The sequence below is a fragment of the Pedobacter sp. genome (genome assembly GCF_965279535.1).
GTDB lineage: Bacteria > Bacteroidota > Bacteroidia > Sphingobacteriales > Sphingobacteriaceae > Pedobacter.
On the sequence record NZ_OZ257244.1, the window covers coordinates 1,587,824 to 1,606,669 of the forward strand.

Annotated in this window: 14 protein-coding genes and 1 tRNA gene; 10 read left to right on the forward strand and 5 right to left on the reverse strand. The window is 38.5% G+C overall.

Going from position 1 to position 18,846, the window contains the following annotated elements; translation table 11 throughout:
• Positions 1 to 34: 34 nt before the first annotated feature.
• Genes ACQY77_RS06250 through ACQY77_RS06260 form a run of 3 tightly spaced genes read left to right on the forward strand, consistent with a single transcriptional unit; the run spans position 35 to position 3,383 of the window.
• A complete protein-coding gene (locus tag ACQY77_RS06250; RefSeq protein ID WP_421938840.1) occupies positions 35 to 508 on the forward strand; it encodes a TspO/MBR family protein in 474 nt (157 codons plus the stop codon).
• A gap of 50 nt (positions 509 to 558) precedes the next feature.
• A complete protein-coding gene (locus tag ACQY77_RS06255) occupies positions 559 to 2,856 on the forward strand; it encodes a patatin-like phospholipase family protein (RefSeq protein WP_421938839.1) in 2,298 nt (765 codons plus the stop codon).
• Positions 2,853 to 3,383: a hypothetical protein gene (locus ACQY77_RS06260; protein WP_421938838.1), complete on the forward strand. Its 531-nt coding sequence runs from the start codon at positions 2,853 to 2,855 to the stop codon at positions 3,381 to 3,383. The genes ACQY77_RS06255 and ACQY77_RS06260 overlap by 4 nt, the downstream gene beginning before the upstream one ends.
• A gap of 543 nt (positions 3,384 to 3,926) precedes the next feature.
• On the opposite strand, the gene ACQY77_RS06265 is transcribed toward ACQY77_RS06260, so the two are convergent.
• On the reverse strand, positions 3,927 to 6,344 hold the full coding sequence (locus ACQY77_RS06265; RefSeq protein ID WP_421938837.1) for a BamA/TamA family outer membrane protein: 2,418 nt from the start codon (positions 6,342 to 6,344) through the stop codon (positions 3,927 to 3,929).
• Between ACQY77_RS06265 and ACQY77_RS06270 the strand changes: the two genes are divergently transcribed.
• The 3 genes from ACQY77_RS06270 (at position 6,335) to ACQY77_RS06280 (ending at position 7,424) form a co-directional block, all read left to right on the forward strand.
• Positions 6,335 to 7,081 carry a TrmH family RNA methyltransferase gene (locus ACQY77_RS06270; protein ID WP_421938836.1) on the forward strand — a complete coding sequence of 249 codons (747 nt, stop codon included), beginning with the start codon at positions 6,335 to 6,337 and terminating at the stop codon, positions 7,079 to 7,081. The genes ACQY77_RS06265 and ACQY77_RS06270 overlap by 10 nt on opposite strands.
• A gap of 65 nt (positions 7,082 to 7,146) precedes the next feature.
• Positions 7,147 to 7,220, forward strand: a tRNA-Cys gene (locus ACQY77_RS06275).
• A gap of 33 nt (positions 7,221 to 7,253) precedes the next feature.
• Entirely contained in the window at positions 7,254 to 7,424 is a 171-nt protein-coding gene (locus ACQY77_RS06280; RefSeq protein ID WP_421938835.1) for a spore protein, read from the forward strand.
• Positions 7,425 to 7,631: 207 nt separating this feature from the next.
• Here ACQY77_RS06280 and ACQY77_RS06285 read toward each other — a convergent pair whose 3' ends face one another.
• The 3 genes from ACQY77_RS06285 to ACQY77_RS06295 form a co-directional block, all read right to left on the reverse strand.
• Positions 7,632 to 8,666, reverse strand: a complete 1,035-nt coding sequence (locus ACQY77_RS06285; RefSeq protein WP_421938834.1) for a quinone-dependent dihydroorotate dehydrogenase — start codon at positions 8,664 to 8,666, stop codon at positions 7,632 to 7,634.
• A 171-nt stretch (positions 8,667 to 8,837) separates the two neighbouring features.
• Positions 8,838 to 9,488 carry an NAD(P)-dependent oxidoreductase gene (locus tag ACQY77_RS06290; RefSeq protein WP_421938833.1) on the reverse strand — a complete coding sequence of 217 codons (651 nt, stop codon included), beginning with the start codon at positions 9,486 to 9,488 and terminating at the stop codon, positions 8,838 to 8,840.
• Positions 9,489 to 9,622: 134 nt separating this feature from the next.
• On the reverse strand, positions 9,623 to 10,033 hold the full coding sequence (locus ACQY77_RS06295; RefSeq protein WP_421938832.1) for an Rrf2 family transcriptional regulator: 411 nt from the start codon (positions 10,031 to 10,033) through the stop codon (positions 9,623 to 9,625).
• Positions 10,034 to 10,157: 124 nt separating this feature from the next.
• Here ACQY77_RS06295 and ACQY77_RS06300 point away from each other — a divergent pair, with 124 nt between their 5' ends.
• Positions 10,158 to 13,235 (forward strand): AsmA family protein, encoded by a 3,078-nt coding sequence (locus ACQY77_RS06300; protein WP_421938831.1) that lies wholly within the window; start codon positions 10,158 to 10,160, stop codon positions 13,233 to 13,235.
• A gap of 305 nt (positions 13,236 to 13,540) precedes the next feature.
• Here the strand turns inward: ACQY77_RS06300 and nudK are convergent, their stop codons facing one another.
• A complete protein-coding gene (gene nudK, locus ACQY77_RS06305) occupies positions 13,541 to 14,128 on the reverse strand; it encodes a GDP-mannose pyrophosphatase NudK (RefSeq protein WP_421938830.1) in 588 nt (195 codons plus the stop codon).
• Between the two features lie 296 nt (positions 14,129 to 14,424).
• Between nudK and ACQY77_RS06310 the strand changes: the two genes are divergently transcribed.
• The 3 genes from ACQY77_RS06310 (at position 14,425) to ACQY77_RS06320 (ending at position 18,840) form a co-directional block, all read left to right on the forward strand.
• Positions 14,425 to 16,335 (forward strand): ABC-F family ATP-binding cassette domain-containing protein, encoded by a 1,911-nt coding sequence (locus tag ACQY77_RS06310; protein WP_421942392.1) that lies wholly within the window; start codon positions 14,425 to 14,427, stop codon positions 16,333 to 16,335.
• Between the two features lie 117 nt (positions 16,336 to 16,452).
• Positions 16,453 to 17,727: a DUF5103 domain-containing protein gene (locus ACQY77_RS06315; protein WP_421938829.1), complete on the forward strand. Its 1,275-nt coding sequence runs from the start codon at positions 16,453 to 16,455 to the stop codon at positions 17,725 to 17,727.
• Positions 17,728 to 17,874: 147 nt separating this feature from the next.
• A complete protein-coding gene (locus tag ACQY77_RS06320) occupies positions 17,875 to 18,840 on the forward strand; it encodes a formylglycine-generating enzyme family protein (RefSeq protein WP_421938828.1) in 966 nt (321 codons plus the stop codon).
• The last annotated feature ends 6 nt before the right edge of the window (positions 18,841 to 18,846 follow it).

Sequence of the window (18,846 nt, forward strand, 5' to 3'; positions counted from 1 at the left end):
TGCGTATCATTGTTTTTTGTTCCAAAATCCCATTATGAAATTTAAACCTGTAGCATTTATCGTTAACATAGCCATCACCTTAGGTATAGGGGCTATCGGAAGCCTGGCTACCTCTTCATCTGTACGAACCTGGTACCCTACAATAAACAAACCCTCATTTAACCCACCAGATTGGGTATTTGCCCCGGTTTGGACCACCATTTTTATTTTAACAGGAATAGCTGCCTATCTGGTCTGGATCAAACGGGATAAGATAGTACACTTTCCACGAACCGTAGCCATCTACCTCATTCAACTGATTTTAAATCTGGCCTGGTCGTTTATTTTCTTTTACCTCCATGAAATTGGCTTTGCACTGGCAGAGATTTTAATACTTCTACTCGTTGTTCTTGTTAACGCCTTTGTCTTTTATAAAATAGATAAATGGGCTGGTTTACTCTTTATTCCTTATATTCTTTGGGTAAGTTTTGCAAGCATCTTAAATTATAACCTATTCATATTGAACTGATTTTAAAAGAAAAGCCTTATTTTTAGAAGGTGGTGACTTTTAATAGATTTTTGCTGATACTCTTCGTGCTGTGCTGTACCCGATTACATGCGCAAAAGGTTGGACTTGTATTTAGCGGGGGCGGCGCAAAGGGGCTCGCTCACATCGGAACATTAAAAGCATTAGAAGAAAACCACATTCCTATCGATTACATTACCGGAACTTCCATGGGTGGAATTGTTGGTGCCATGTATGCCGCCGGATATACGCCTAAAGAAATTGAAAAAATTGCGATCAGTAATGATTTTCAAAATTGGGTAAATGGCCGCTACACCAGCGACTATACTTTTTACTTTCAAAAAAATGCCCCTAATGCCTCCATGTTAGCCGCCAAAGTAGCTATAGATACAGGCTTTCATTTTAGTTTCCGCTCCAATCTCATCAACGACATCCCTCTAAACTTCGCTTTTTTAGAACTCTTTTCTCAGGCTTCTGCAGTGGCAAAAGATAACTTCGATAATCTGTTTGTACCCTATCGCTGTATGGTGGCCGATGTGCTCTCGCAGAAAAGTATAACCGTAAATAAAGGCAGTTTAGCCGAAGCAGTGAGGGCAACCATGACCGTACCCATCATTTACCGCCCTATTAAACTGGATAACAAATATGTATTTGATGGTGGTCTTTACAATAATTTCCCTGCAGATGTAATGCAGCGGGACTTTAAACCAGATTTCATTATTGGCGCAAATGTATCTTCTAAAGTTTACAACGAATACCCTAAAAATATTGATGACAGGTTGATGAATCGTTTTTTGGTATATATGTTCTTATCCAAATCAGACTCGACCATGATTGGCAAAAACGGCGTATATATTCAGCCGGATTTAGCGAACTATAGTGTAACCAATTTCTTTCCGGTAGAAGATTTAATTAAAAAGGGTTATGATGCTACCATGGCTGATATGCCCCGAATAAAGGCGCTAATTAAAAAAAGAGTAACGGACGAGGAACTTCAACAGCGAAGGGAAGATTTTAATGCCAGAAAGCCTAATTTGAAGTTTAGTAATGTAATCGTATCCGGAGTAAATGAACAGCAAAAAAAGTATGTAGAAAGACTTTTCAAAAACGATAGAAAGACTTTTAACCTTGCCGACATTAGAAGAGGTTATTACAAACTGGTTGCAGACCAGACTTTCGAGACGGTTTACCCCAAAATATTATACGAAGCTGCTACAGATAGCTATACTTTTGAGGTGGTAGCCCAGCCAAAAAAGAGTTTTAAACTCGAACTCGGCGGTAATATATCTACCCGTCCCATTAGTAATGTTTTTCTGGGTGCACAGTACAATTTTTTAAACCGGAAATCATATACGTTTGGAACCAGTTTTTATTCGGGCAGGTTTTATGAGTCGGTACAAGTAAACGGAAGGGTAGATTACCCAACTAAACTTCCCATATTTTTAGGTGCCGAGCTCACCTATAACCACTGGAATTTTTACAATACCAGTCAAATTTTTATCGAAAACCCCCGGCCCATTTACATTGAACAGTCCGACCGGAAAATCGACCTCATGATGGGTTTTCCCCTAAATTATAATACTAAAATCGTTCTTCATTCTACGTTTATTAATAATAACGACCGCTATAGCCCGAACAATACTTTTGCGGTTGGAGACATTTTAGATCAAACCATTTTTAATGGATTTAGAGGCTCACTAAATCTGGAGAAAAACTCCCTGAACAGAAAGCAATATGCCTCTAACGGACAAAGTTTTTCCCTAAGTTTTAACTACACAACCGGAAGAGAAAATTACAATCCCGGTAATATTTTCCGCAATACGCCAGGATTTGTTAAAATACCCGGTACAAGTCAACTTCACCATTGGGGAAGTATTAAATTAACTCAGGAGAATTATTTTCTGCATGTTAACAGATATACACTAGGCTATATTGTTGAAGGGGTTATCTCTAACCAACCCTTATTTAGTAATTACTACTCTACCCTTTTGGTTGCACCTGCATTTTATCCGATACAGGACAGCCGTTCGCTCTTTTTAGATAAATTCAGGGCTGCCACTTACGCTGCCGGTGGGATAAAAAATATTTATAATCTGAAAAAAAATTTAGATTTTAGATTGGAAGGGTATTTATTTATCCCGCATAAGGAATTTGAACTCACTAATTTTCAGGATGTTAATTACGCAAAAGCCATTACTAAAATGCGATATGCAGGCACAGCAGGTTTGGTTTACCATTCTCCGCTTGGCCCTGTAAGCCTGAGTTATAATTTATATAATGATGCAGTTAAAAGAAATGGTGTATTATTGCATATTGGATATTTAATTTACAATAAACGTTCTATCGAATGAAACGATCTATTTTATTTTTATCACTGTGTTTAATTGGATTTTTCGGATTTGCCCAGAATGCTGCCATTAATAACTTTTTGGTTAAAGAAAACCTGTTAAAAAACAACAAACTGGCTATTATTGCTGCCGATACCCTCAACAATCCCAATGAAAACATAAACGGCAGTTATACTTTTAGTGTAAGCGGTTTTACACAAATATTAAAATTTAACGATGGTATTGCAGTACTCCCCTTACCTATTGATAAATCTACCTTTGTATACATTAAACACCAAAATGATAATGGTACCCACAGTAAACTGGTTTATGTATACAAAAAAGATAATGATTTAAGTCCTTATGCAATTAACAGCTTGTGGATGTTTATCATCCCCATAGCACTCATTATTGTCGCTATCGCATTCAGAAAACTTATTATTTTCGTCGTAATCGCATTCTTAATTTTTATTTATTTTAACCACAGTAATGGCCTTAATATCTCTACTTTCTTTGAGAGTATTTTTGATGGACTGAAGAATTTGATTTGAAAAGTGAAAAGATGAAAGTGAAAAGTGAAAAGTTGAAAGTTGAAAGAAGTCCGGGGTCAGGGGTCGGAGGTCAGAAGCTTAGGTGCTTAAAAATTGGCGAAGAGCAGAGAACAATGAGCAAAGAGAAAAGATCAATCGCGTTAACCTACGTAACACCTTGTCTTGATACTTGACACTAATGGGTTGAAGAATTGATTTGATTTGAAAAGTTGAAAGTTTAAAGTTGAAAGAAGTCCGGGGTCAGGGGTCGGAGGTCAGAAGCTTAGGTGCAAAAATGAACTGCATTAACCAGATCCAGGTATTGAAATCTTGATACTTGATACTTGATACTAAATACTAAATACTCGATACTAAAGAGCAAACAACAATGAGAAAAGATCAAGCGCATTAATCTACTTAGCTCCTTGTCTTGATACTTGATACTAAATACTTGATACTAAAGAGCAAAGAACAATAATCAAGCGCGTTAACCTACGTAACACCTTGTCTTGATACTCGATACTAAGTACTTGATACTAAATACTAACTACCATTAACTCAACACTAAAAAGGCATTCCAATACCAAAATTATACTGAATAAACCGATAAGTATCGGGGCCATGCGTGGCATTGTAATCATTTTTAAAGTCTCTCGCTCCGGATAAAAATTTACTGATCACCCACTGGTCTGAACCGGTAAACTGAGGATCTTTTAATTTAAGTCCGACATCAAACCTGAATACAAAGTATTGCACATCGTATCTTAAACCTAAGCCGGTACCCAATGCCAGTTGTTGCCCCAGCTTCTTAAATTTAAACATCTTTTCTTCTCCATCAATGGCTGTTAAATTCCACACGTTTCCAGCGTCTACAAATGCAGCCCCTTTTAATGTTGCCCCAAAGAATTTGTCCAGCAACTTATATCGGTATTCAAAGTTCGTTTCTATCCTTAAATCGCCCAGTTGATCTAAACCAAATATGGCTTTCCGAACCAGATCGCTAGATAGAGTGGCCCTGTTATAGTTACCTGGCCCAATTGTTCTGGCCTGCCAGGCCCTTATACCACTAGACCCTCCTGCAAAGAAACGTTTCTCAAAAGGCATATCAATGGTATTACCATAGGCATAGCCAACCCCTGCATTTAGCCTCGCTACAAATTGCCTTTCTCCACCCAGATGTTTATACCACCTGATATCTACTTCCGGACGGATGTATTGATTATAAGGTAGGCCTAAAATTGTTCCATAGTCACGTCTGGAGCTGTCACCATCGATAAAGTTGTTTGGATTGTGCTTAGATCCTGATAGTCTGGATATGGTTTGCAACAAGTTACCCGCAATATCAATTCCCCCTCTGAAATAAACAAAAGTCCTCAATTGATTGAGTTTATTGGCATTAAGGGTATAATTATACTTCATTCCCAGGGTAAAGTCTTTACGATTTAACAATTGCGAATAATAGAAGTTATTTAACAAGGTAGAAGCATCAATTTTATCTTCCTCCAGGTTACCAAAGCGATATTCGAAATTTAAGGGTGTGAAAGAGTGGAGTTTTGATTTTGTTTCAAACCAGTCATAAGTTATTGAATTAATAAAAATTCTCCTTACCGATACATCTTTTTGCAAAGCATAAATATAACTGCTGGAGAAAGTAGTGTGCGGCATTCCGTTACCCCCCAACACGGGGTTATAGAAAGGAATAATTAATCTGGGTACTGTAATACTGGCACTAATGGAAAAGTCGCGCTGATAAATGTCTTTAAACGGCGTTTGTCCGCCACCAATTCTAGACTGTAAGCCACCCTTCACCTGCAGTTCAAATCGCTCTGCGCCTCTAAAAAGGTTATTATTGGTATAGGTATTACTCAAGTTAAAGCCTACCGTACCTCCATTAAAAGGCACCTCTCCTTCCACACGATTGCTCATAACCTTTTGAGGAATTAACTGAATTGCTGCATTGATTTTGTTTGAAGTACTATCACGATTAAAATAATCTATTTTAACGTTCTTGAAAATATTAAGCTCATATAACCTATCGTAGGTTAAATTTTCATTCCTGATATCGAAAAGGTCGCCTTGTTTAAGGAAATCGTAACGTACAATTGGATTTCTCCGGTACCTTTTAGAAAAATCGGTAAATATGATTCCATTTACAGTGTCTTTGCTTAATTTATAACGTGCAGAATCAGGGAAGCCATCCGGATTTGGCGCAATAACCATGTGGGTATAGCCAATGGTATATTGTTTATGTGGCCCGGTTGGAGGATTAGTTACGTTCAATTTAACATCCACTTTATGGGTCTTAGAGCTGGCATCAGCGCCGAAAACATCAAAGTTGATATATGGTCTCAGAAAATAGAAATATCCATTTTCCTTCATTAATCTATAAATCTGTTCCCGCTCGTAATTAAGCGAATCTGAGTCGTATTGCATGCCGCTATGCAAATGGGTTACAGCAGGTTTATTGGCATTATAAACCGCTTTAATATTGGGACTGGCAATAGAATCGCTTAGTTTATCGATAAAATATGCAGGGCCTGGCTGGGCTTTAAACTTAACCTCAGCCTTTTTATCCTTTACCTGAATATCTGCACTTACCTTAGCCTGAAAATACCCCTTATTGTTTAAGAATTTCTGAATTTGCGTTCTGGAAATCTCCACCAAAGCGCTGTCTAAAATGGCTGGAGGAGTACCAAAAGGTTTAATGTTATTGGTTTTATAACGACCATCTTTAGTATTAAAAAGATTATACAAAGGTACATTGATACTGAAAGCTGAGGCAGGGCGCAAATCTTTCTGAACATAATTGTAGGCTTGTTCTTCAAATTTGGCATCTACGCTGTCAATGGTAACTTTTTTAACAATGGCTTGGTAATCGGCTATGTACTTTGTTGATGAACAGGCCTGTATTAAAACAATAATTAATAGTAATATTGCAGGGCTTTTCAGTTTAATATTTATCAAGTATTGGTATGCTTTCAAAATCTCAGATTAGTTTTGTTAAATCGTTACATCAAAAAAAATATCGCAGGGAAAATGGCTTGTTTTTGGTTGAGGGCATAAAATCGATTAAAGAATTTATCCAGTCAAGTTACCAAATTCATACCATTTTTTATACAACCGAGCAACGTGATGGTTTACCTCAATTACCCGCAAATATAAGTTTATTTGAAGTAAACAACGCTGAACTGGCCAAGATTAGTACTTTACAGGCACCGCAAGGTATTTTAGCTTTGGTTTATATTCCTGAAAATAAATCTATCAATCCGGAAGTGCTGGCCAATCAATTTACGCTTGTACTAGATGGAGTACAGGACCCCGGTAATATGGGTACTATTATTAGAACAGCAGACTGGTTTGGCTTTAAGCATATTGTTTGCTCGGAAGATACGGTAGAGGCTTACAATCCGAAAACGGTGCAAGCCACTATGGGTTCGCTTGCCAGAATAAATATTTCCTATGTTAAACTCACAGATTTCATTGCAAAAAGCAAACTTCCGGTTTTTGGCGCCCTCCTGGAAGGAAAATCTATTTATAAAACCAATTGGGGAAATGAGGGACTGGTTATTTTGGGGAATGAGGGAAAAGGGATTACCGAGGAAGTGATTTTAAAAGTAAATCAACCAGTTACAATTCCTAACTTCGGTGAGGCTGAGTCGTTAAACGTGGCTGTAAGTGCTGCAATCTTCTGCTCAGAAATTAAACGGCCAAAAAATTAACATAGAAAAATGCATTATTATTTGCTAGCTAATTATTAATTGCTATTTTTGCAGCCTGATTTCAGGGTCGAGTGGCCGAGTGGCTAGGCAGAGGTCTGCAAAACCTTCTACAGCGGTTCGAATCCGCTCTCGACCTCCATTTGTACAAATAAAATTATAAAAGGTTATTACCATGGCAGTTACCAGATTAAAAAGAAAAGACAGAAGAAATAAAAACTTTGCTAAACAAGAAGTTGATTTCTTGAAGAGAGCAACTAACATCGAATTAGGAAGTCGTTCTACTCAACCTAAAAACGATCAATTAGCTAAAAACAACGCTGTTTTAGCTGCATTGGCAAAATAATTTTTAGATTTTCTTCTAAAAGAATTAAAGCATCCTTCTGATCAAAGGATGCTTTTTTTATGCCCATTTATTGGGTTGTGGGTTATAAGTTGCTTGTATGGGGTTTGAATGGGAAATAAGGCTGAAACAGGTCTAAGCTATGAATATATTCATACCGGAGATCAGAACAACCGATCACTAAAAGAAATTCCTTAATAGAGAAAAGTACTACTGCGCTACCAGGTCTTTACAGATTTGCTTAATTAATCCCGGTCCTTCATAAATAAATCCGGTATAAAGTTGTACCAGGCTGGCGCCGGCATCAAGTTTTTCTTGTGCATCTTTTGCAGAATGAATTCCGCCTACCCCAATAATCGGGAAGGCCTGGTTGGATTTTTGGGATAGATACCGGATCACCTCGGTAGAACGATCTTTAACCGGTTTTCCACTTAGCCCACCCATTTCTCCTGTTAAAACCTTATCGGTAGTCAAATTTTCACGACTGATGGTGGTATTGGTAGCAATGATACCTGCAATTTTTGTTTCGGCAACAATTTCAATGATATCATCCAATTGGGCATCCGTCAAATCAGGCGCGATCTTTAGCAGGATTGGCCGGGCGATATTATTTTTAAGGTTACGTTGCTGCAGGGTATTTAAAATGTTTTTTAACGGCTCTTTTTCCTGTAACTCGCGCAATCCGGGAGTATTAGGAGAACTTACATTCACTACGAAGTAATCTACTACATCAAAAAGGCGATCGAAACATTTAATGTAATCGCTTACTGCATCTTCATTGGGTGTTGCTTTATTTTTGCCAATGTTTCCACCTACCACGATATCCGGATGACGATCTTTCAGCATTCTCAACCGCTCAGCCATTACATCCACCCCCTTATTATTAAAACCCATACGATTAATCAAGGCTTCATCATTTGGCAAGCGGAACATGCGGGGCTTATCGTTTCCAGGTTGTGGCATTGGGGTAACCGTACCAACCTCTATAAAACCAAAGCCCAAATTGCTCAGCGCTTCTACATATTCGCCATTTTTATCAAATCCGGCAGCCAGGCCAACAGGATTTCTGAACCTGATGCCAAAAACCTCACGCTCCAAACCTTTGATGTGCACATCGAAGCTACTACGTATAATTGTTTTGCCCAATGGAAATTTATCATTAAACCATTTTAACCGCTTTACTACAAAGTAATGCACGTTTTCGGGGTCAAATTTGAAGAATATAGGTTTAATGAGACGATACATGCAACGAAGATAAATAAAATATGTAAAAAGATGGAAATGGAAAGTAGAAAATAGGACGGGGGAGAAAAGCTAATGGCTTACAGGTAATTGACCATGGACAGATACTGAATAACGGGATGGTTATTTGAATCAGTGGAACTGGCATTCCAGCTCCACTAAATTCAAGTGCTTTTAATATGCAGCTGTGAACTGCTCCTGGTGATGATTATTATTTTCCAGTTCATCTGCGATAACAACAGCTAAATCTTCAACCGATAAAATAGAGCGGTGCGCATCATTAAATACCGGAGAAGTTTTGCCTAAACGATATTGGCCGGTACGGCCGGTAGTAATACCCTGGTGCATTTCAATCGCAGGGCTAAAAAACAACCAATCCAGTTCTTTTTCTGCTTTCAAAATATTGAAATAGTCTCTCACTGCTGTTGCACCCGGTTTGTATTCAGCCGGAAAGTTTGGCCCATCTACAATTTGATGCCCGTTAATTTGCAAAGTTCCTGCACCACCAATAAAAATATACCTTTTAACACCAGAGGCCGTTACCGCGGCTTGAATTGCTTTAGCGCCTGTTATGGTATTTTCATACAAATTAGGGTTTGTCCAGCCTGCGTTAAATGCACTTACAACGGCGTCTGCCCCGCTCAGGCTCGCGGCAAGTTTTTCAGTATCCAGCACGTTTACTGCAACCTTAACAACCTTCTCATCATTATTATCAATTTTTGTGAGGTCGCGCGCAATGGCAATCACCTCAGTTCCACGACTAACCAATTCGTTTAAAATGGCCTTGCCAACAAATCCTGTGGCACCTATTAATGCTATTTTCATAACTTTATATTTAATGTTTAACTGTTTAATTGTTGAACTGTATAATTGTTACCGGCAAACGGTTAACCGGTAACAACCATACCGCTGACCATACAAATTGTAATATATTTCATTACAGTTATGGTCAAATTTTTTTACTTAAACTTTGCGGCAAAATCTGCCAATGTCTGGTTCCCCAAACTCTTGAGTAGTGTATCTTCTACCTCCTGATATAAATCTTTAAGATGAGTATTAATCTGCCTGCCTACTGCGCATTTAGGATTGGGTTCGTTTTTCGTTTCTCCCAACAGACTTTTATCCTTAACTGCTAAATAAACGTCTGACAAATGAATTTCTGCAGAATTTTTAGCCAGTATTGTCCCTCCACCCTTGCCTTCCCTGCTTTCTACAAAGCCATGTTTGCGAAGGTTTATAATCTCTTTCCGTACCAAAACAGGATTAATATTGATGCTTCCCGCTATCAAATCTGAACTCACGTATTCTCCCTTCATCTGCTCGAGCAATGTTAAAATATGAAGGGAAACTGGAAAACGGCTGTTGTTCATTCTGTAATTATTTTTATTACAGTACAAAGGTGCATAAAAATATTTAATCTAAAAAATGTTAAATTTTTATTCCTAATTGTTCTAAAAGCTATCTTTGTAAAATTTTTCCCACCAAACAAATACATTGAAAAAGTTCTTCAAAATATTAGGTATCGGCCTAATTTCTATAATAGCATTGTTGTTTATTATTCCTTACTTAATTCCCCAAACGATAAATAAAGAGGTTACTCGGATTATCAATAGCAATATCAAAGGCGAAGTAAAATTTGAAAGCACCAACATTTCCTTCTTCAGTCACTTTCCTTCTTTAACTTTAAACCTCAACAAATTCTTACTCAAAGGGTCAAAACCTTTCCAACAGGATACACTTGTTTATACCAGACGATTGGCTTTAGGCATCAATTTATTATCATTATTCTCGAAACAGGTAAAAATTGATGAATTTTATCTGGATGATGCTAGGATTAATATACTTACTGATAAGCAAGGGCATGCCAACTATAACGTATATGAGAGCAAACCGACAGAAAAGCCTTCCAAAAGCGAGAGTGAAACTGCCATTAAAATCGAAGGTATTTTTATAAATAACAGTACTTTAACTTATAATGATCAGTCTATCCCGATGCTGATCAGAACAAAAGGCTTTAATTATGCCGGGAAGGGAGATTTAAGCCATGCCATTTTTGATTTGAAAAGTACGCTTTCTATAAAAGAAATGGATGTTTTTTATGCCAATACTCCTTACCTCCTGAAGAAAAAAATAAATGCAAAGCTGATTACAAAGGTTAACACCAACTCTTTAAATTTAATTTTTGATGAAAATAACCTGGTGATCAATTCGCTCCCTATTCGTTTTGTGGGCCATTTCTCCTTCTTAAAGGATGGCTATGATATTGATTTCAGAACAAATGCAAAAGAAACCGATTTGCATAACATTTTCACTGCATTGCCTCCCGAAATAGCCGATAGACTGGCACGCACCAACATTAAAGGTTATGCCGAGGTTGATGCTTCACTGATTGGAAAATATATTGCTGCAACCCATCAAATGCCCACGCTTGCCTTTAACATGAAAGTTAGAGAGGGCTATATTTCCAATCCAAATGCACCGGAGCCCATTAGCAATTTGTTTTTAAACTTGAAAACGAAACTCCCGGGGTTAAATACAGATAGCCTGACCATTAATATGGATAGCTTATTTTTTAACATTGGGAAAGACTATGTTGCCTCCATTACCAAAGTTAAAGGTTTTAAAACGCCTGAGATTTACACAGACACCCGTTCTGATATCGACCTGGAAAAATGGGCAAAAGTGGTTAACCTGGATAGCCTGGTTTTAAAAGGTCGCTTAAACCTCGATTTAAAAGCAGCCGGAAAATATGGTAAAAAAGTAGTACGCTCAGGTATCAGACAAGTTGATACCCTTACAACCGTACCAAAATTTTCTTTAAAAGCTTCTCTAAACCATGGTTATTTCAAGTATCTGGCTATGCCAGCAGCCATTGATAGAATTAACTTCCAGGTGAATGGTTCGAACACCGATGGTGAATATAGACACTCGAAATTTTCTGTTGAAAACATAGATATCCAGGCCCTGAATAATTTTATTAAAGGTTATGCCAAACTGCAAACAGCAGAAAATATGCCCATGGATATCCAGTTAAAGTCGCTGATTAATTTTGCCGATCTGAAAACCATTTATCCCATTAAAGGCTATGAACTAAGTGGTTTATTAAATATCGACCTGCAAAGTAAAGGCCCCTTTAATAAAGCCAAAAAGCTTTTCCCGGTAACCACTGCAAGCATTAACCTTAAAAATGGCAGGATTAAAACTCCGGCCTTTGAGCAAGCTTTAGATCATATTCAAATTGATGCTGATTTAGTAAATAAGGATGGGACGCTAAAAAACACCGGGCTCAATATAAAACCGATCTCTTTCAAGATGGCCGATCAGCCATTTATATTAAAAGCGAGCATCCGGAACTTTGAAAATATTGCCTATCAGGTAACTTCTAAGGGAACTGTAGATATTGGTAAAATGTACCGGCTTTTTGCCATTAAGGGCTACCAGGTTAAGGGTTTGATTTTTACAGACCTGGTTTTAAAAGGCTTACAAAGTGACGCCATGAATGGCAGATATGGCAAATTACAAAATAGTGGCCGAATGACCATAAAGGAACTAAACTTACAATCTGATTTATTCCCTAAGCACTTTCTGATTAAAAACGGCATTTTCTCTTTCCATCAGGACAAAATGAGGTTTGATGAATTTAATGCTTCTTACGGACAATCTGACTTTAAGTTAAATGGCCATTTAAACAACGTAATTAATTACGTACTGAATGATAAGGCTAAGCTTAAAGGCAGCTTCAAACTAATCAGCAACCAAATTCTGGCTGATGAATTTATGGTTTATGCAGATCCGACAACGACAGGTACTGCAGCAGGATTCAGCGGTGTAATCCTGATCCCGGAGAACCTGGATATCACTTTTACAGCTAATGCCAAAACGGTAATTTACAACGGATTAAGCATTAACGATGCTAAGGGCACCCTGTTAATTGGTAATGGGGCTTTAGCTTTAAAGCAAACAGGCTTTAATATTGCGGGGGCACAAGTTGGTATGGATGCCAACTACAAAAGTACAGGCACTAAATCAGGGCTTTTTGATTTCCACTTAACGGCCAAAGAATTTGACATTGCAAGAGCCTATAAAGAGATTAAGTTATTCAGGGAGATGGCCAGTTCGGCTTCGAAAGTAAAAGGCCTGGTTGGTTTAGATTACCAGCTTTCAGGCAAACTGAACGCCGAAATGTTTCCGGTTCTTCCATCGTTAAAAGGTGGTGGTATACTGAGTTTAAAAAAGATAAGTTTAATGGGATTCAAAATGATGAATGCTGTTAGTAAAGCGACCAAACGGGATAGCTTAACCAATCCGGATTTGTCTGATGTACAGATCAAATCGACCATTAAGAACAACATCATTACTATTGAGCAAACCAAAATGAAGGTAGCTGGTTTCAGGCCACGTTTTGAAGGACAAGTGAGTTTAGACGGACGTTTAAATTTAAGCGGCCGCCTGGGGCTCCCTCCCTTTGGAATTTTCGGAATTCCTTTGAGCATAACCGGAACTCAGGAGAAACCCATTGTTAAACTGAAAAGAAATAAAGAAGGTAAGCTGGTTGAAACTGAAGGGGGGTAGTTTTTAGTCAGTAGTCTTTAGTCATTAGTCATTAGTTAATAGTCATTAGTCAGTGGGCAATGGTTAGTAATGGGCTTTGTTGTGAGGATTTTTTTGAGTAACTTAGTCATGAATAAGCAAGAAATTTCTTGTGCTGCTTTATCTGCAAATGGCTGGGCAAGTCCACAGTAAGTCCACCTCAGGTCCACGTTTTAGTACCAGAAGGTGGAGTTAACCTGTAATTACCTTGAATTTACCCTGAGTGATACCTGAATAGCGTAGGGATAGGAACCGAATGACAAGCGGGTTTAGCACAATTTACAATCTTAGTTACCCAGGAGCTGATTCAGTTGTGCGTACTGCAAGAGCATGATGGTTTTGCCGTCTTTGATTTCTCCTGTTGCAACCATATCAAGTGCTTTGATGAAAGGCATTTCTAAAACTTCGATATTTTCCTGCTCATCGTGATGACCACCCCCCTCGTTAACTTTCATTTCTTTTGAATATTCGGCTACAAAAAAGTAAAGTATTTCTGTTACCGATCCGGGCGACATGTAGGCTTCAAAAACCTTTTTAACTTCTTTAATCTGATAACCTGTTTCTTCCTCTGTTTCACGCTTAATGGCTGTTTCAGGATTGTCTTTATCTAATAAGCCTGCACAGGTTTCGATGAGCATACCACTTTCATTTCCGTTAATGTAAGTAGGCAAGCGAAATTGTTGCGTTAAAATAACTGTCCCGTTTGCCGGGTTATAGAGCAAAATCGTAGCACCATTACCCCTATCGTAAGCCTCCCTGTTTTGAATTTCCCTGGTTCCATCTTTTTTAAGGTACTCAAATGTGATTTTATTGAGGGTGTACCAGTTATCTGACAAAATTTCTTTGCTGAGGATTTTGATGTTTTCGTTTTTCATGAAAAGGCCTGTTTAGTTCAAAAGTATCGTATTAATTTGATTTTAGGCAAGATAAAACTCCATTTAAACCTGGAGGCGTATTGCAACCCGCGTTTTATGCAGTCTGCTTTGTACTTAAACCTGATAGCAGCGGCAGCCTCCGATTTTTTCATCGGAGCTATAGCGGATAGCAGGAACAAACTTCTAAAAATGCTGTGAATGGGCTTTTCAAATCGGCACCTGACCCCTTAGCCAACTTGCTCCTGTTTGATTTAAGAAATAAAATGCCCTTTAAAATTCGTACTTTTGCAGCCGAAATGATTTCAATAAATAATTTAACATTTTTAATAGGCTCCAGGGCCTTATACGATGAGGCGAACTGGCACATCAAACCGGGCGACAGAGCCGGATTAATTGGTGCCAACGGGACAGGGAAGTCTACTCTTTTAAAACTTATTGTGGGCGAATATGCACCGAGTTCGGGTACCATATCCATGTCGAAAGACCTGCGAATTGGGTATTTGAACCAGGATTTACTTTCTTATGAATCGCATCACAGCATTTTACATGTGGCCATGGAGGCATTTGACCGCCAAAATAAGTTACATGATGAGATTGAAGAATTACTCAAAAAAATTGAGACCGATTATAGTGAGGAGGTTTTATATAAGCTGAGCGATAAACAGCAGGAATTTGAGGCACTGGATGGCTACAACATCGAATACAGGGCAAATGAAATTTTAGCAGGTTTGGGTTTCAGCACAGCCGATCAGCAACGGCCGCTAAACACCTTTTCCGGGGGATGGCGGATGCGTGTTATGCTGGCAAAAATTCTTTTGCAGGATCCCGATATCCTGTTGCTTGATGAGCCTACCAACCACATGGATTTACCCTCTATTAAGTGGTTAGAAAACTATCTGGCAGGTTTTGAAGGGGCTATTGTAATTGTTTCTCACGACAGGTATTTCCTGGATAAGATTGTAAACCGTACGGTAGAATCGCGTAAAGGAAAACTGACTGTTTATGCAGGTAATTATAGCTTCTATGTTGAAGAAAAATCTTTAAGAGCTGAAATCCAAAAAGGAGAATTTAAAAACCAGCAAGCTAAAATTAAGCAGGAAGAGCGTTTAATTGAACGTTTTAAAGCTAAAGCCAGTAAGGCAAAAATGGCTCAATCGAGGATGAAAGCCTTAGATAAGCTGGAGCGTGTAGATGATGTAGATGATGATAACCCAACAGTTAACTTCAGCTTTAAATTCACCAAGCCATCTGGTCGCCACGTGGTTCGCATTGAGCATGTTACCAAGCGTTACCCGAATGTTCACATTCTGGATGATGCAGAAGCGGTGATTGAAAAAGGGGATAAAATTGCCTTAATTGGTGCCAATGGTAAGGGTAAATCTACCCTGTTGCGGATTATTGCCGGAACAGAAAAAGCCGACGGAACCTGCGAAACCGGACACAATGTAACCACAACTTTCTTTGCACAGCACCAGCTTGAATCGCTTCATTTGGATAATGCCATTTTAGAAGAGCTGCAAGCTTTTGCCCCCAAACATACCGATACAGAACTGCGGAGCATTTTAGGTTGTTTCCTGTTTACGGGTGATGATGTTTTCAAGAAAATCAAAGTCCTTTCGGGAGGAGAAAAATCTCGTGTAGCGCTGGCGAAATCATTAACTACAGATTCGAATTTCCTGATTCTGGATGAGCCTACCAACCACCTTGATATACAATCGGTTAACATCTTAATACAAGCTTTACAGCAGTTTGAGGGTACTTTTATTGCAGTATCTCACGACAGGTACTTTTTAGATAATGTAGCCAACAAAATCTGGTTTATAGAAGAAGAAAAGATTAAGCAATATCCGGGCACTTATGCAGAATACGAAGAGTGGAACAGTAAACGTGTGGTACCGATTTCGAAACCTATTCCGGTAAAAATGCCTGAAAAGGAAAAGCCCGCTGCAAAACCTGCTTCAACTCCCAATACGGCAAATCAATTGAAGAAACTGAATGATGAGTTGAAGAAAGTAGAACAGAACATTACTGAACTGGAGCAAAAGGTGAAGGACATTGAGACTGAACTGGCTGATGAACAAGTTTACAGCAAAGCAGATAAACTGGCGGAAGCCAATGAGCGTTATTTGGCTGCGAAACAAGATCTGGATACTAACCAGGGCAAATGGGAAAGCTTAGCCGCTGATATTATGGAATTAGAGGGTTAAACAAAGCCCAGATAATAAATGGTTTTAGAAGCCGTTGATGAAAAATCAACGGCTTTTATTTTAAGGTACAAATTAGCCAAAGTTTTGTGCCTTCAGCTGAAAACTTTACTTTTAAAAATGCAAAAAATAATATTCCTGGTTTTATTTTTCATCTCTACCCTATCTTTTGCCCAGAGCAATAATACTTTCAGCTACGAAAACAGAATCTACCTGCCCAACATTAAAACGGCACAATGCTATAACAGCAAGAAGGAACAGAGTTTACCTGTGATTATGCTAAACTCATCAGAAACATTAATTTTTTCTTTTGACGATTTACTGGCTGGCACTAAAAACTATTGGTATACGGTTGAACACTGTACTTCGGATTGGAAACCATCTAAAATTTCGAGTATAGATTACCTGGAAAGTTTCAATGATGACCGGATTATCAATTACAGATACTCTTCTAACACCACCAGAAAATATACCCATTACGAACTGACACTTCCTAACCAACAGGTGCAACCCAAAATTGGCGGCAACTACTTGCTAAAGGTTTATGAGGATGGCGACATTAAAAAACCAGTGATTTCTCAGCGTTTTTACATTGTTGATAGTCAGGTTGCGGTGGCTGCCGAAATCGGCAATTCCATGCAGGTAGAATTTAGGAATTACAAGCAGAAAGTTAACTTCACACTCAATCATGCTATTCCGATTCCTAACCCCTACCAGGATTTAAAGGCCATAGTGATGCAGAACTTTGATTATAACACTGCACAGGTTAACCAGCGTCCTTCTTTTGTTAAGCCCAATCAATTAATTTATAACGACCTTAACACCAACGATTTCTGGGCTGGAAATGAATTTAGAAAGTTTGATACACGCAGTTTACGTTTTAAAGGCGATAATGTACGTGATATTTATCGTGATAATGAATCGGTAAACGTGCTGCTGTTTCAAGACATTAGCAGAAATACCAGTGCATTTGCCAATCAATATGATGAGAATGGAAATTTCTTTATCCGCAATACAGATGGCAGGGATGACAAAACCGAATCGGAGTATATGGGTGTTTTATTTACCCTGAATGCAGCCGCACCAGGTGCCAATGGTGAAGCCTATGTAATTGGCCGTTTCAACAACTATACTTTAGGTGCTGAAAACAAATTGCTTTATGATGCCAGTAAGAAACAATTTTACGGCAATATTATGCTGAAGCAAGGACTTTATGATTATGAATATGCCTGGCTGGATAAGACTACAAATACAGTTGAGTCCAGGCCATTTGAGGGTTCCTTCTTTCAAACAGAAAACAGCTACCAGATTTTTGTATACTATAAAAGACCCGGAGCAAGATGGGAAACTTTAGTGGGCTACACTAACCTAACTAATAAGATTTCAGAAAGATAGACAATCGATTGCGTACAATTAATTGTCAATTCTACCTTTATTGTTACAAAATTTTTCTTCTTTTTAAGCAGGGTTAATTACTTTAGTATTTCAGATTTGAAATAATAAAAATGCTTATCCCCGAAATAAGCATGCTAACCAAAAAATATGTTTAAACAACTTCTTGCCTTAACGGCAATATCCTTTTCTTGCGTGCAGTTAAATGCACAGACCAGTTTAAAACCTTATACTCAAAAAATTGACGGCACCAAACTAAGTTTTGATATGCAGGCTGTTCCGGCCGGAAGCTTTAAAATGGGCAGTAATAATGGAAAAGCAGATGAAAAACCTATCCATGAAGTACAGTTAGATGCTTTTTGGATTGGAAAACATGAGGTTACCTGGAACATTTTCGAGCCTTTCCTGTATCGCGATTACGAATTAAAAGCCAGTGAAGGTAAAATTCCTGCAGAAGTGGATGCGGTTACCCGACCAACCAAACCCTATCTTGACATGACCTTTGGTATGGGCAAGGAAAACCAACCAGCCCTGGCCATGACTCAATATAATGCTATTCAGTTTTGTAAATGGCTATACACACGTACAGGTGTCTTCTACCGTTTACCAACAGAAGCCGAGTGGGAATACGCCTGTAAGGCAGGAACGAACACCAAATATTCTTTTGGAGACAACGCTGCAGATTTAAAGCAATACGCCTGGTATGGTGAAAATAGCGAAAACAAAACCCATCAGGTTGGCCTAAAAAAACCAAATGCATGGGGAATATATGATATGCATGGCAATGTAAGTGAGTGGACTTACGATGAGTACCTTGCCGATTTTTATGCAAAGAGCAGCGGTAAAGCTGCTGTAAATCCGGTTGCTGTACCGAGCAAGTTGTACCCTAATGTTGTTCGTGGCGGCTCTTATGATGAAAGCCCGGAGAATTTATCTTCTACAGCCCGTTTGGCATCTGATCCGGCCTGGAAGCAGCTTGACCCGCAAATTCCAAAAAGCAACTGGTGGTTTCCGGAAGCTCCATTTGTAGGTATGCGTTTGGTAAGACCGGCCAAAACGCCATCAAAGGCAGAAATTGATGCTTATTACGATAAAAAACCTATAAAAGACATATAAATCTAC

Bases quoted from the DNA above. Each gene is read 5' to 3' on its own strand.
- ACQY77_RS06250 (WP_421938840.1), top strand. From the start codon at position 35: ATGAAATTTAAACCTGTAGCATTTATCGTTAACATAGCCATCACCTTA.
- ACQY77_RS06260 (WP_421938838.1), top strand. From the start codon at position 2,853: ATGAAACGATCTATTTTATTTTTATCACTGTGTTTAATTGGATTTTTC.
- ACQY77_RS06270 (WP_421938836.1), top strand. From the start codon at position 6,335: ATGCTTTCAAAATCTCAGATTAGTTTTGTTAAATCGTTACATCAAAAA.
- ACQY77_RS06280 (WP_421938835.1), top strand. From the start codon at position 7,254: ATGGCAGTTACCAGATTAAAAAGAAAAGACAGAAGAAATAAAAACTTT.
- ACQY77_RS06285 (WP_421938834.1), bottom strand. From the start codon at position 8,666: ATGTATCGTCTCATTAAACCTATATTCTTCAAATTTGACCCCGAAAAC.
- ACQY77_RS06290 (WP_421938833.1), bottom strand. From the start codon at position 9,488: ATGAAAATAGCATTAATAGGTGCCACAGGATTTGTTGGCAAGGCCATT.
- ACQY77_RS06295 (WP_421938832.1), bottom strand. From the start codon at position 10,033: ATGAACAACAGCCGTTTTCCAGTTTCCCTTCATATTTTAACATTGCTC.
- nudK (WP_421938830.1), bottom strand. From the start codon at position 14,128: ATGAAAAACGAAAACATCAAAATCCTCAGCAAAGAAATTTTGTCAGAT.
- ACQY77_RS06310 (WP_421942392.1), top strand. From the start codon at position 14,425: ATGATTTCAATAAATAATTTAACATTTTTAATAGGCTCCAGGGCCTTA.
- ACQY77_RS06315 (WP_421938829.1), top strand. From the start codon at position 16,453: ATGCAAAAAATAATATTCCTGGTTTTATTTTTCATCTCTACCCTATCT.
- ACQY77_RS06320 (WP_421938828.1), top strand. From the start codon at position 17,875: ATGTTTAAACAACTTCTTGCCTTAACGGCAATATCCTTTTCTTGCGTG.